15 protein-coding genes are annotated in these 12,678 nt (G+C 58.9%); 11 read left to right on the plus strand and 4 right to left on the minus strand.

The features are described from left to right. Positions 1-5: 5 nt before the first annotated feature. From ACR0NE_RS12070 to fsa, 3 genes are all read right to left on the minus strand, one after another. A complete protein-coding gene (locus ACR0NE_RS12070) occupies positions 6-926 on the minus strand; it encodes a tyrosine recombinase XerC (RefSeq protein ID WP_170596975.1) in 921 nt (306 codons plus the stop codon). Then, entirely contained in the window at positions 923-1,630 is a 708-nt protein-coding gene (locus ACR0NE_RS12075; protein WP_170397417.1) for a DUF484 family protein, read from the minus strand. The genes ACR0NE_RS12070 and ACR0NE_RS12075 overlap by 4 nt, the downstream gene beginning before the upstream one ends. Positions 1,631-1,827: 197 nt before the next feature. Continuing rightward, positions 1,828-2,481 (minus strand): fructose-6-phosphate aldolase, encoded by a 654-nt coding sequence (fsa, locus tag ACR0NE_RS12080; protein ID WP_170397415.1) that lies wholly within the window; start codon positions 2,479-2,481, stop codon positions 1,828-1,830. A gap of 88 nt (positions 2,482-2,569) precedes the next feature. Between fsa and ACR0NE_RS12085 the strand changes: the two genes are divergently transcribed. From ACR0NE_RS12085 to ACR0NE_RS12100, 4 genes are all read left to right on the plus strand, one after another. After that, positions 2,570-4,765, plus strand: a complete 2,196-nt coding sequence (locus ACR0NE_RS12085; RefSeq protein WP_170596976.1) for a primosomal protein N' — start codon at positions 2,570-2,572, stop codon at positions 4,763-4,765. Between the two features lie 79 nt (positions 4,766-4,844). Beyond that, complete coding sequence (locus ACR0NE_RS12090) at positions 4,845-6,077, plus strand: MFS transporter (protein WP_170596977.1); 1,233 nt, start codon at positions 4,845-4,847, stop codon at positions 6,075-6,077. A 66-nt stretch (positions 6,078-6,143) separates the two neighbouring features. Continuing rightward, positions 6,144-7,016, plus strand: coding sequence for a 50S ribosomal protein L11 methyltransferase (locus tag ACR0NE_RS12095; protein WP_170596978.1), 873 nt, complete (start codon positions 6,144-6,146; stop codon positions 7,014-7,016). Positions 7,017-7,120: 104 nt separating this feature from the next. After that, positions 7,121-7,465 carry a hypothetical protein gene (locus ACR0NE_RS12100; RefSeq protein ID WP_170397406.1) on the plus strand — a complete coding sequence of 115 codons (345 nt, stop codon included), beginning with the start codon at positions 7,121-7,123 and terminating at the stop codon, positions 7,463-7,465. A gap of 108 nt (positions 7,466-7,573) precedes the next feature. On the opposite strand, the gene ACR0NE_RS12105 is transcribed toward ACR0NE_RS12100, so the two are convergent. Beyond that, the gene (locus ACR0NE_RS12105; RefSeq protein WP_170397404.1) at positions 7,574-7,789 is read right to left on the minus strand and encodes a DUF1127 domain-containing protein; all 216 of its coding nucleotides are present in this window, start codon (positions 7,787-7,789) and stop codon (positions 7,574-7,576) included. 333 nt (positions 7,790-8,122) lie between these two features. Between ACR0NE_RS12105 and ruvC the strand changes: the two genes are divergently transcribed. The 7 genes from ruvC (at position 8,123) to tolR (ending at position 12,672) form a co-directional block, all read left to right on the plus strand. After that, the gene (gene ruvC / locus ACR0NE_RS12110) at positions 8,123-8,620 is read left to right on the plus strand and encodes a crossover junction endodeoxyribonuclease RuvC (protein WP_170404395.1); all 498 of its coding nucleotides are present in this window, start codon (positions 8,123-8,125) and stop codon (positions 8,618-8,620) included. Continuing rightward, on the plus strand, positions 8,617-9,294 hold the full coding sequence (gene ruvA / locus ACR0NE_RS12115; protein WP_170596979.1) for a Holliday junction branch migration protein RuvA: 678 nt from the start codon (positions 8,617-8,619) through the stop codon (positions 9,292-9,294). The genes ruvC and ruvA overlap by 4 nt, the downstream gene beginning before the upstream one ends. 16 nt (positions 9,295-9,310) lie before the next feature. Further along, a complete protein-coding gene (gene ruvB / locus ACR0NE_RS12120) occupies positions 9,311-10,330 on the plus strand; it encodes a Holliday junction branch migration DNA helicase RuvB (RefSeq protein WP_170397397.1) in 1,020 nt (339 codons plus the stop codon). A 64-nt stretch (positions 10,331-10,394) separates the two neighbouring features. Continuing rightward, a complete protein-coding gene (locus ACR0NE_RS12125; protein WP_170596980.1) occupies positions 10,395-11,018 on the plus strand; it encodes a hypothetical protein in 624 nt (207 codons plus the stop codon). After that, positions 11,015-11,398 carry a tol-pal system-associated acyl-CoA thioesterase gene (gene ybgC / locus ACR0NE_RS12130; RefSeq protein ID WP_170596981.1) on the plus strand — a complete coding sequence of 128 codons (384 nt, stop codon included), beginning with the start codon at positions 11,015-11,017 and terminating at the stop codon, positions 11,396-11,398. Before ACR0NE_RS12125 ends, ybgC begins: the two co-directional genes overlap by 4 nt. A 105-nt stretch (positions 11,399-11,503) precedes the next feature. Next, positions 11,504-12,199 (plus strand): protein TolQ, encoded by a 696-nt coding sequence (gene tolQ, locus ACR0NE_RS12135; protein ID WP_170397391.1) that lies wholly within the window; start codon positions 11,504-11,506, stop codon positions 12,197-12,199. A 2-nt stretch (positions 12,200-12,201) separates the two neighbouring features. Further along, positions 12,202-12,672 (plus strand): protein TolR, encoded by a 471-nt coding sequence (gene tolR / locus ACR0NE_RS12140; protein WP_170424320.1) that lies wholly within the window; start codon positions 12,202-12,204, stop codon positions 12,670-12,672. The last annotated feature ends 6 nt before the right edge of the window (positions 12,673-12,678 follow it).

Raw genomic sequence — 12,678 nt, forward strand, 5'->3', positions numbered from 1 at the left:
TTGCTTCAGGCTTTTGGGTGCGTGCGGTTATAGACTTCCATCAACCGGGCCGTATCGACTGCGGTATAGGTTTGCGTGGTCGAAAGCGAGGCGTGACCCAAAAGCTCTTGGATCGCGCGCAGGTCGCCACCCGCAGACAGCAGATGGGTGGCAAAGCTGTGGCGCATCGCGTGCGGGGTGGCTGTTGCGGGCAGGCCAAGTTGCATCCGTGCCTTGGCGACCACAGCCTGAATGATTCCGGGGTTGAGCGGGCCGCCCCTGACACCTCGGAACAACGCCTTATCGGGGGATTGCGGGTGTGGGCAGAGGTGAAGATAGCGATCCACCGAAGCCCGAGCAGCAGGCAAGACCGGTACGATTCTTTCCTTATCGCCCTTACCCGATATGCGCAGCGTTTCTGGCAGAGGAGCGTCCACACCGGTCAAAGACAACGCCTCGGAAATCCGCAACCCGCACCCGTAGAGGAGCGTCACAACTGCAACATCCCGTGCAGCGACCCAGTCCGATGAGGATTGTAACTCGACCGTGTCGATCATTGCGCGCGCGGCATCTTCGGCCAGAGGTCGGGGCAGTTTCTTGGTAAATTTAGGCGTTCGGGTGGACAGCACCGCAGTAGGTTCGAATCCTTCGCGTTCGGCCAACCAGCGATAGAAGGTTTTGACGGCAGAAAGCTTGCGCGCCAGAGATCGCGCGCCGACATCAGAATTTCGCTGCTCTGCCATCCAGGCCCGCATGTCAGAAACGCTGATGCGTTCCAGCGCGGCCAGCCCTTGGCGTTCGCTTTGATGCAAGGTCATGAAGGACAGGAATTCTGTCACGTCGCCGCGATAGGCGTTGAGCGTATTTTCAGACCGCCCCGCCAGCGCCCCCAGACTGTCCAGCCAATGCTGCAGAGCATCGCGGCAGGCTGGGGAAATCAGGCTCACGACAGCCAGTGGCGCATAGAGCGTTCGAACACGCCGGCAAAGAAGGCAAGAAGATCAGTGCCAAGCTGAGGTGAGAAATGCCTCGGGTCGCGCGCGCCCATGACAATCATGCCGGGTAGGCGGCCAGTGCCAAGATCGAGTTTCAGGCAGGCCTCGGATCGTAGCTGATCGGCTTGTTTACCGTAAACTTGCGGATTGGGATGGCGGATTTCGCGCAAGGTAACCTCGCGCGGCTGACCGTTGCGGTCAGCGGTTAGATAGCTATCGATAAAGCCGGGCTCAGCCACAGTCAGCACGCCGCCGAGCTGGTTCACCACCGGATCATCACGTACGACGGTTGTTTCGAGGACCAGAGTGATGTGATCGACACGCAGGATTTCGGCCACGTCATTGCCTAGCGCGCGCAGGAAATCCTCGAACACGGTTGGCTCCAACAGGCGAAGAATGGCGCGATGCACCTGATTTGTGCCCGCCAAGTTCTCATACGCCGCCGCGATGACTGAGCGATGAGTGTCCTCAAGGCGGTCAAGACGCGCCTCAAGCCGCTGCATGGCGATACCGCGCAGGTCGATAACGTTGTCACCACGCGCCTGCTCATTTGCAGCCACCAAGGCCTGCATCAGGTCTTTGTCATCCAGCACGGCGTCAGGCTCAGCCAGAATTGCGGCGCGGAGATTGTCCTTGAGTTTAGGATCGCTGCTCATGTCCCGTCCGGTCGTTTTTTTTGTTTGGCGGGCTTATAACATGGGTTGCTGGATTTGCCTTGGGAAAAATGCACGCGAAAGGCGAATTTCGTCGTTGCTGTGGCGGGCGCTCCCGCCTGCCCGGCGCTGATCAAAGATCAGCTTTTGCCGTTGGGCCGGGCGCGGTGCCTGATGGCACCGCGCGGCAATGCTTGGGATCAGAGGATTTTCTGACCTGTCTTGGCCCAGTCGGCCAGGAAAGTTTCAAGGCCTTTGTCGGTCAGCGGGTGGTCGGCCAGTTTTTTGATCACGCCCGGAGGTGCTGTAATCACGTCAGCCCCGATGCGGGCACTGTCGGTCACGTGGTTTACGGTGCGGATCGAGGCGGCGAGGATTTCGGTCTCGAACCCGTAATTGTCATAAACTTGGCGAATATCTGCGATCAGGTCCATGCCATCTAGGTTGATATCATCCAGACGTCCGATGAACGGCGAGATGAAGGTTGCGCCCGCTTTGGCCGCCAGAATCGCCTGATTGGTCGAGAAGCACAGGGTCACGTTGACCATCTGGCCTTCGTCGGTCAGTGTTTTACAGGTTTTCAAACCAGCCCATGTCAGCGGTACTTTGACTGCGATGTTGGGCGCGATCTTGGCCAGCTTACGGCCTTCGGCGATCATGTCGTCGGCCTCGGTGGCGACAACTTCGGCCGAGACGGGGCCGTCGACCAGATCACAGATCTCTTTGGTGACTTCCAGAATGTCGCGGCCCGATTTCAGGATCAGCGAGGGGTTGGTGGTTACGCCGTCCACCATGCCCAGATCGTTCAGTTCGGCGATGGCGTCGATCTCGGCGGTGTCTACGAAGAATTTCATGAGGGCAGTCCTTTGATGGGTTGGCCTTGGTCGCGGATGGCTTTACCTCAAAGAGACCCATGCTGGAACCCCCTGCGAAGGATATGCCGTGAGCGCTAACGGATTTTTCGACGAAGGAGAGCTGATTGCGGTGCTGACCACGCAGCCGCTGGACCGGACGTTGGATTACAAAGCGCCCGAGGGCGGGTGCTTTCTTGGGGCGTTTGTCGAGGTGCCTTTGGGCCCGCGCAAAGTCTTGGGTGTGGTTTGGGGGCCGGGGCAGGGTGGTTTTGATCTGGCCAAGGCGCGGTCGGTGAACCGGGTGCTTGAGGTCGCGCCGATGCGTGAAGAAATGCGGGTGTTTCTGGGGAAAGTGGCTGACTACACCCTGACGCCGATGCCTGCGATGCTGCGGCTAGCAACGCGCGCGCCGGGGTTGGGCGATCCGCCCTCAATGCGCAAGGTTTATCGTTTGGGCGGTGGTCAACCGGACCGAATGACCGACGCACGAATGCGGGTACTTGAAGTTTTGCGAGACTATGGCGGCTTGGCCTTTACGCTGAAGGAACTGGCCGAGCAAGCGGGGGTCACATCTTCGGTCATTAAGGGGTTGGTCAAACAGAACGCTGTGCGTGAAGAGGACAGCCCGCGTGATCTTCCCTATCCTCATCTTGATCCAGAATTGCCGGGAAAGGACCTGACCGAAGATCAGGCGGAGGCCGTGATGCGGCTTCAGACCGGGCAACGGACGGGAGATTATGGAACGACTCTTCTGAAAGGGGTGACGGGCTCGGGCAAGACCGAGGTTTATCTTGAGGCGGTCGCCGAGGCCCTGCGCGTGGGGCGGCAAGCACTGGTCTTGCTGCCCGAGATCGCGCTGACGGCTGAATTTCTGACCCGTGTCGAGGCGCGATTTGGTGCGCGTCCGGCTGAGTGGCATTCGGGCGCGACCATGACCGAACGTCGCCGGGTTTGGCGGATGGTCGGTCAGGGTGATGCGCAACTGGTCGTTGGGGCCCGGTCAGCACTGTTTCTTCCATTTCGCGATCTTGGTCTCGTAGTTGTCGATGAAGAACACGACACCTCGTACAAACAAGAAGATGGGGTGCATTATAGTGCGCGGGATATGGCCGTTCTGCGTTCGGCCATCTGCGGAGCGCGGGTGATTCTGGCCAGCGCGACGCCTTCACTGGAAAGCTGGGCCAATGCCGAGGCGGGTAAATACGAACGGCTGGACCTGACCTCGCGTTTTGGTGCAGCAGTCCTGCCCGAAATGAAGCCGATCGACATGCGCGCCGAGCAGATGCAGGCCGGGACTTGGATTTCCCCCTCGCTGCGGCAGGCGGTGCAACAGCGTATCGAACGCGAAGAGCAGTCACTGCTGTTCATCAACCGCCGTGGCTATGCGCCCGTGACACTATGCCGGGCGTGCGGGGAGCAGATTGCCTGCGATCATTGCGACGCGCGAATGGTTGAACATCGGTTCCTCAAGCGTCTGATGTGCCATCAATGTGGTGAGACCAAGCCAATGCCAGATGCCTGCCCATCCTGCGGGGTCGAGGGTAAACTGGCACCGGTCGGACCCGGGATTGAACGGCTGGCAGAAGAAGCCGAGGCGGCGTTCCCTGAAGCCAAAATCGCTATGCTCAGCTCTGATCTGTTTGGTTCGGCTCGTGCCCTGAAGGCCAAGATCGAAGAGATTGCCGAAGGCGATGCGGATATCGTTATCGGGACGCAGCTGGTGGCCAAAGGACATAACTTTCCAAAGCTGACACTTGTAGGGGTGATCGATGCGGACCTTAGCCTGCATGGGGCTGACCTGCGCGCGGCGGAACGAACTTTTCAATTGATGCGGCAGGTGGCGGGCCGGGCAGGTCGTGCGGAAAAACCGGGGCAGGCGTTGTTGCAGACATTCCAGCCGGAACATCCGGTGATCCGGGCGATTCTATCGGGCGATGAAGAAGGGTTCTGGAAGGCTGAAGCCGCCGGGCGTCAGGCCGCCGGGGTGCCGCCGTATGGCCGCATGGCCGGGATTGTCCTGTCTGGCCCCGAGGTCGGGCCGGTCTTCGACATCGGCAACGCCATGGCGCGCAACGATGCGCCGTTGCGCGATGTTGGTGCTCAGGTATTTGGCCCTGCTCCAGCCCCGATCGCGCGCATACGTGGGCGTCACCGCGTCCGGCTGTTGGTCAAAGCCCCGAAAGGTGCGCCTATTCAGGACGCCATCGCCCGCTGGATCGCCCCGTTGAAGTTGAAAGGCGATATCCGCCTGACCGTGGATATCGATCCACAAAGCTTCTACTGACCCCTGCATCAGTGCAGAGCAGCTGTGCGCCGGCCGCTTTCCCCTCGCCAAAAAGTACAAATGGGCGTAGAGCATCCTCATGCTGAAACCCATGCCCTTGTCTGAGGCGCAGAGTCTTCCGCTCTGGCGCCGCCCTATGACGCTCTTGTTCGTGATGGCGTTGACCATGCCGATCGCGTTTAACGCGTGGAGTGCATTGCTGAACAATTTCGTCATCGAGGCGGCGAACTTCGACGGGGCGGATATCGGGCTTTTGCACACGGTACGCGAGATTCCGGGCTTTCTGGCCGTTGGCGTGATTGCGGTGATCATTTTCATCCGCGAGCAGGTACTGGCCATGATCTCATTGATGATGTTAGGCGTGGCGACGGCGGTGACGGCCTGGTTTCCCAGCCTTGGCGGGCTGCTGTTTGTGACGCTGTTCAGCTCGATCGGGTTTCACTACTATGAGACGGTGAACCAGTCACTGCAGCTGCAATGGCTGCCTAAAGACCGTGCGCCGCAGGTGCTTGGCTGGCTGGTGGCTATGGGCTCGGCTGCGACGGCTGTAGTCTATGGGTTGATCGTTCTGACATGGGACCGCTTCGACCTGTCCTATAACTTCGTGTTCATGGCGGCAGGCGGCGTGACAACTTTGCTGGCATTGTTTTGCTTGATTGCTTACCCGCAATTCGACGCACCGACGCCGCAGACCAAGAAGCTGATCCTACGCCGCCGCTACTGGCTGTATTATGCATTACAGTTCATGGCGGGCGCGCGGCGGCAGATTTTTGTCGTGTTCGCCGGTTTCATGATGGTCGAGAAATTCGGCTTTGAAGTACACGAACTGACCAGCCTTTACCTGATCAACCTTATGATCAACATGATGGCGGCTCCGCTGCTGGGCAAGGCAGTCGCGCGGTTTGGCGAACGCCGCACTCTGATCTTTGAATATGCCGGGCTCGCCATCGTTTTCGCAGCCTATGGCGGCATCTACTGGTTTAGCTGGGGCGTGCTGCTGGCGGCGATCCTCTATGTGATCGACCATGTGCTGTTTGCTCTGGCGTTGGCTTTGAAAACTTATTTCCAGAAGATCGCCGACCCGGCGGATATTGCGCCCACTGCGGCGGTCGCATTTACCATAAATCATATCGCCGCTGTTTTCCTGCCAGCACTTTTAGGTCTGCTATGGGTCGTTTCGCCCGGCGCAGTGTTTGGTTTGGCCGCTGCAATGGCGATCATCTCGCTTCTGCTGTCACTACTGATCCCGCGTCATCCGGAACCGGGCAACGAAACCATCCTGTCGAAATACGCCCCCGCGCCCGCCGAATAAGCGACTCCGCTTGACCTTGGCGGTCGGTGCCCCTAGGCGCTGTTTCGATCGAAACAGGAGGCCCCCATGCCAACATTCACTGCTCTGACCACTTTGAACGGCAAGAAAGCCGCCGAAGGATTGGGCGAGGCGATGGAACGGCTGGACCCGGAACCAACCGGCGTCGGCGTGTTCGAGGTCGAGGATGGCTCGGGCCTGTGGGAAGTCGGCGGCTATTTTACCGAAACCCCGGATGAAACCGCGCTGGCGGTTCTGGCCGCCGCGTTCGAGGCCAAGCCCTTTGTGGTCTCGGAACTGCCCGAAACGGATTGGGTCGCCCATGTCCGCCGCGAACTAGCCCCAGTCGAGGCCGGTCGGTTTTTTGTCTATGGAAGCCATGATGCCGACAAACTGCCCGAAGGCCGCATTCCGCTGCTGATCGAAGCTGCGATGGCCTTTGGCACAGGGCACCATGGGACAACGCTTGGTTGCCTCAAGGCTTTGGACCATCTTCTGGATCATGGGTTCACGGCCACCAAAGTTGCCGATATCGGCTGCGGTACTGCCGTGCTGGCGATGGCCGCAGCTCGAGTTTGGGATGGCGATATCATCGCCAGCGACATTGATGAGGTTGCCGTCGACGTGGCCGAGGCCAACCTACGGGCGAACGGTATGGCGGGTGCGGTTAAATGTGTTGAAGCTGCAGGTTTCGATCACCCGGATCTGAAGGCGCATGCGCCTTACGATCTGATATTCGCCAATATCCTAAAAGGTCCGCTCGTGGCCCTTTCGCCTGAAATTTCGGCGAACCTGCGGGGGGGTGGACAAGCGATTCTATCGGGAATCCTCAATGAGCAGGCCGAAAACGTGATCTCGGTTTATCTCCAAAACGGCTTCAATCTGGTTCGCCAGGATCGGATTGGTGAGTGGACGACGCTAATCTTAAGCAAACAGGGCTGAATTTAGGCCATTTACGGGAGTTTTGTGGATTTTTGCCACGTTTTTGTCGCATTCTCTAATTAACGTCTTTCAATGCACTCGGGGGGCGGTTTTCGGAGGCTGCCATGACAGGAAAACAACTCGAATTCGATCAACGCATCTCGCGTTTGAACAAAAAGCACCAGAAACTCAGCCGCGGCTATCGTGCCACGTTGCGCTCAGACGGGCTGGTGGTGATGAAACCACAACGTATGCGTTCAGCAGTTCCAGCGAGGGTTTTGTTACTGTGTTTGGTTGGCTTCTTTGCCTTCAAGGCCTTTTTACTGTCTCATCTTGGCCCGACTGCGTACGAAACGCGTGTTGAAAGCCTGAATCAGGGCACGCCGGTTGAGAAAGCTGGCGCCTGGATCATGCAGGCCGATCCGGTGACCGCGTTTTTCTCGAGCCAACTGAACAAGGTATGGTTCTAACCGGATATCTTGCACCCTCCTAATAAAAACACCGCATGCCTCACGGCGTGCGGTGTTTCTGTTTGCCCCACAGGGAGGAGGAAGGGGCGTATGCGGTAGTCCGTTATCTCAGTAACGGCGGCCTTCGGCGACAACGTCGATGTCGCCGCGGCATAGTCCGATATCATCCAGTTCGCGGTCAGAAAGACCGTTCAGCGCGTTACGGGTTGCGCGGGCGTCATTCCATTCAACAACGGCGTTTACGACCGATGCAAAAAGTGCGCCGATACGGCCGACGAGGCCGAATGAGCCAGTGGTGGTGCGGGTGGTATCCAGTGCAGCCATATCCTGTTTCCTTCTGGTTTGAGTTAAACTCTGATCTTGCGATCTGAGCGGCATCTAGTGATGAGTTTAGCCGTGCGCAAGCGCAGAAATTGCATGTGTCCTATGCATTTTTTGCAACGCTCGAAATTGATGAAAACCCCTTAAATCATTGGTTAAAGTTGGATCGGAATAACGTCGAAAACGAACCTAACCCGGTCGCAAACAGGCCGCGAGGAACCGGAGGCGACATGAATGTCGGTTTTGGACCCTGAGTTGATTTCCTTGGAAAATGTTCACGCTTCGTGCTAGTCGATGAAAAAAGATCACACAAACCCGAGCAGGCCGAGACAAAACATGCGAATTCTGGGCATTGATCCAGGGCTTAGAACCTTGGGATGGGGCGTCATCGAATCGCATGGCAGCCGCCTGAGCCACGTTGCGAATGGATTGTGCAAATCCGATGGTGATGATCTGGGGGAAAGGCTGCTGTCGCTACACAATCAAATCGTCGAAGTCATCGCCGAGCACAATCCAGATCAGGCGGCAATTGAACAGACCTTCGTCAACAAAGATGGGGCCGGTACACTGAAACTGGGTCAGGCGCGTGGTGTTGCGCTTCTGACGCTTGCGCAGGCGGGTTTGCCGGTTGGCGAGTACGCCCCCAACCGCGTCAAGAAAACGGTGGTGGGCGTCGGGCACGCCGAAAAAGAGCAGGTCCTGCATATGGTCAAACTCCAACTGCCCGGTTGTTCTCCCAAAGGGGCGGATGCTGCGGATGCATTGGCGATTGCCATCTGCCATTCCTACTATGGCGCCGCACCGCAGGCACGGATGAAAGAGGTACGCGCATGATCGGCAAGCTCACTGGACGGCTGGATTACCGCGCGGCGGATCACGTTCTGATCGACGTGCGGGGGGTCGGCTATATCGTCTATTGCTCGGACCGGACCATGGCGGCCCTGCCGGGGGTGGGTGAGGCAATGTCAATCTACACCGATATGGTCGTGCGCGAAGACCTGATGCAGCTTTATGGTTTTCTGTCCTTGGTCGAGAAGGAATGGCACCGTCTGCTGTGCTCGGTTCAGGGTGTGGGTGCGAAGGTATCGCTGGCCATTCTTAGTGCGCTGGGGCCCGATGGTGTCAGCCGCGCGATTGCCTTGGGCGACTGGGGGGCCGTGAAGGCCGCAAAGGGTGTCGGCCCCAAGACCGCGCAACGGATCGTGCTTGACCTCAAGGACAAGGCCCCGGGTGTGATGGCGATGGGCGGCACGGTGACCGAAGCGATGGATGGCCCGGCACTTGAAGTGGTTGAGACGACCGAGCCTGCGCCTGTTCCGAAACGGGTGGCCAAACCGACCTCGGGCGCTGCCGCTGCTTCTGCGGATGCGCTGTCGGCGTTGGGCAATCTGGGCTATGGACCGTCCGAGGCGGCATCGGCCGTGGCCGAGGCAGCGGCTAATATGCCAGATGCGGGCGAGGCCGATCTGATACGCGCCGCGCTGAAGCTACTGGCCCCCAAGGGCTGAGTGAAAGGGTAACTGAATGGTAGACGCTGATCCCGCCCTGCGACCCGAGCCGATGCCCGAGGACAATGACCGCGCCCTGCGCCCGCAGGGGCTGGATGAATTCATTGGTCAGGCCGAGGCGCGGGCCAACCTACGCATCTTCATCCAGTCGGCCCGCCAACGCGGTGAGGCGATGGATCACACGCTGTTCCATGGTCCACCTGGATTGGGTAAGACCACGCTTGCGCAGATCATGGCGCGCGAGTTGGGAGTGAATTTCCGCATGACCTCGGGGCCGGTTCTGGCCAAGGCGGGGGATTTGGCGGCGATTCTGACCAATCTGGAATCGCGGGATGTCTTGTTCATCGACGAGATTCACCGTCTGAACCCGGCGGTCGAAGAGGTGCTGTACCCCGCGATGGAGGATTTCGAGCTGGATCTTGTCATTGGTGAAGGTCCGGCGGCGCGGACTGTACGGATCGAGCTGCAGCCATTTACGCTGGTCGGGGCGACAACGCGGATGGGGTTGCTGACCACGCCGTTGCGCGATCGGTTTGGCATCCCGACCCGGCTGCAGTTCTATACGGTCGACGAGTTGCACGAGATCGTCACCCGCAATGCCCGCAAACTGGGCGCACCTGCGGATGACGAAGGCGCGCGTGAGATCGCGCGCAGGTCTCGTGGAACACCACGGATCGCCGGTCGTCTGCTGAGACGCGTAGTGGATTTTGCCATTGTTGAAGGCGATGGGCGGATTACGCGCGACTTGGCGGATGGGTCACTGACCCGGCTGGGGGTCGATAACCTTGGTCTGGACGGGGCCGACCGCCGGTATTTGAAGCTGATTGCCGAGAACTATGCGGGCGGGCCAGTGGGGATTGAAACACTCTCGGCGGCGTTGTCCGAAAGCCGGGATTCGCTGGAAGAGGTGATCGAGCCTTATCTCCTGCAGCAAGGCCTGATCCAGCGCACTCCGCGCGGACGGATGCTGGCGCAAAAGGCATGGACGCATCTGGGGATGGCTGCACCCAAAGGACAGAGCGATCTGTTTGGTTGAAGTGGGGCGCATTAGATTTTAAGCCTCAGGCAGTCGTATCTAAATCGAGAAGAAGGACTAGGGCGTGACACCCGATGAGATTGAGGCGCTGTTCACACGCGATAGCGGTGAGTTTCTGTTTGCGCGCTGGGGCAGACCCATCGTGCCCATCGTGTTTGGTGTCGAGGATGAAACGCTGTCGACCGTAAAAGGTGCGTTCGAGGCGGTTGTCACTCTGGCAAATCACAAGATGGCCGAGACGGATCCCGAACTGGGTGCCAATTGCATGGTGTTCTTCTTCCGTGAGTGGCAGGAATTGTTGGACGTGCCCGATCTGGATCGCCTGATCCCGGATCTGGCCCCACTGGTCGACCGGCTTGTGGCTGCCGATGCCAATCAGTATCGCATATTTCGGTTCGAGGATGACGGCGCTATCCGCGCGGCATTTGTGTTTTTGCGCATGGACAAAGAGCTGTCGAAAGTGCTGGCAGAAACGCTGGCGTTAAGCCAGGTTGTACAAACGATCCTGCTTTGGTCCGACACAGCTTTTCGCAGCGCCTCACCTCTGGCGATTGCTGGTGACGCGACGATCTTGCGGCCTGATATTGCGGCCTTGATCCGCGCCGCCTACGATCCTGTTCTGCCCGGTGCCGCGCAGGATCCCTCTCATGCGCTGCGCTTGTTCGCCAGATTGGAGCCGTCGCAATGAAGCATCTCTACCCGGTCCGTGTTTACTACGAAGACACCGACATGGGAGGCGTGGTCTATCACGCAAATTATCTGAGATTCATCGAACGCGCCCGGTCGGACTGGGTGCGTAAACTGGGTAATGATCAGAACGCGATGCGGGACGCAGGCATTGTCTGGGTCGTGCGGCGGATCGAGGCGGATTATCTCGCCGCCGCTAGGTTTGAAGACGAGCTGATGGTCGAGACCGAGATGGTTTCGCTATCGGGCGCTCGGTTGACAATGTCGCAATTGGTCAAGCGTGGCGAGACCGAGATTTTCCGCGCCGTAGTAACGGCCGTCTGTATGAATGCGCAGGGCAAGCCCGTGCGCCTTCCGGCAGAGATTCGCGCATTGATGTAACATTTTCAGCCTCCGGGGTGGTTCTGTTGGCTTTTCATCTCCATCTGCGTTAGCGTTTGGCAAAACAAGGCCAAATGGCCATCAGGCAAAACAAAGAGCAGGTTCATGGAAGCTGAAACGCTGGCGCTGGCGCAGGAGATCGATTTCTCCATGTGGGGGCTGTATGCCCGCGCGACCTTTATCGTCAAACTGGTGATGTTGATGCTGATCGGTGCATCCATCTGGTCCTGGGGCATTATCATTCAGAAACTGATCAACTACCGAGCCGCGCGGCGCGAGGCGCAGGTATTCGATGAAAGCTTCTGGTCTGGCAATCCGCTGGATGAGCTGTTCGAGCAGATCGGAACCCAGCCCGATGGCAGTTCCGAGAAGATTTTCGCGGCGGGGATGATCGAGTGGCGACGCTCGCACCGCACCGATGGCGGCTTGATCGCAGGAGCGACGGCGCGGATCGATCGCTCGATGGACGTGGCGATCGCGAAAGAGGCTGAGGGGCTGCAGAAAGGGTTGCCCATTCTTGCTACGGTTGGCTCAACGGCCCCGTTCATCGGCCTTTTCGGCACGGTGTGGGGCATCATGAATGCCTTTATCGAAATTGCAGAGCAGCAAAATACCAACCTTGCTGTTGTCGCCCCAGGTATTGCCGAGGCTCTGCTGGCTACGGGTTTGGGCCTACTGGCCGCGATCCCGGCAGTGATTTTCTACAATAAGCTCAGCGCGGATAGCGACCGGATCGTGGGTGGGTATGAAGCCTTTGCCGATGAATTCGCCACAATCCTGTCGCGTCAGTTGGATAGCTGACGATGGGTGCGGCAGTTCAGCAAAGCTCGGGCGGGAACGGACGCAGGCGCGGGCGGCGGCGCGGGCGCGCCCAACCGATGGCCGAGATCAACGTGACGCCCTTTGTTGATGTCATGCTAGTGTTGCTGATCATCTTTATGGTGGCGGCCCCATTGTTGACCGTCGGCGTACCTGTCGATCTGCCCAAGACTGCCGCAAGTGCCTTACCCGGTGACAACGAAGAGCCGCTGACTGTGACCCTGACCGCAGATGGGCGCGTGCAGATCCAGACCACGGATGTGCTGCGCGAAGAACTGATCGGTAAGCTGCGCGCGATCGCAGCTGAGCGCAGCAGCGACCGCGTGTTCTTGCGTGCCGACGGCGCGATTCCATATGCGCAAGTGATGCAGGTCATGGGTGCTTTGAACGCGGGCGGGTTTTCCAACGTTGGCCTTGTGACCGATACCGGCGGGCCAACGCTGGACGAAGGGTGAGAGTGA

The organism is Ruegeria sp. C9 (assembly GCF_056537585.1).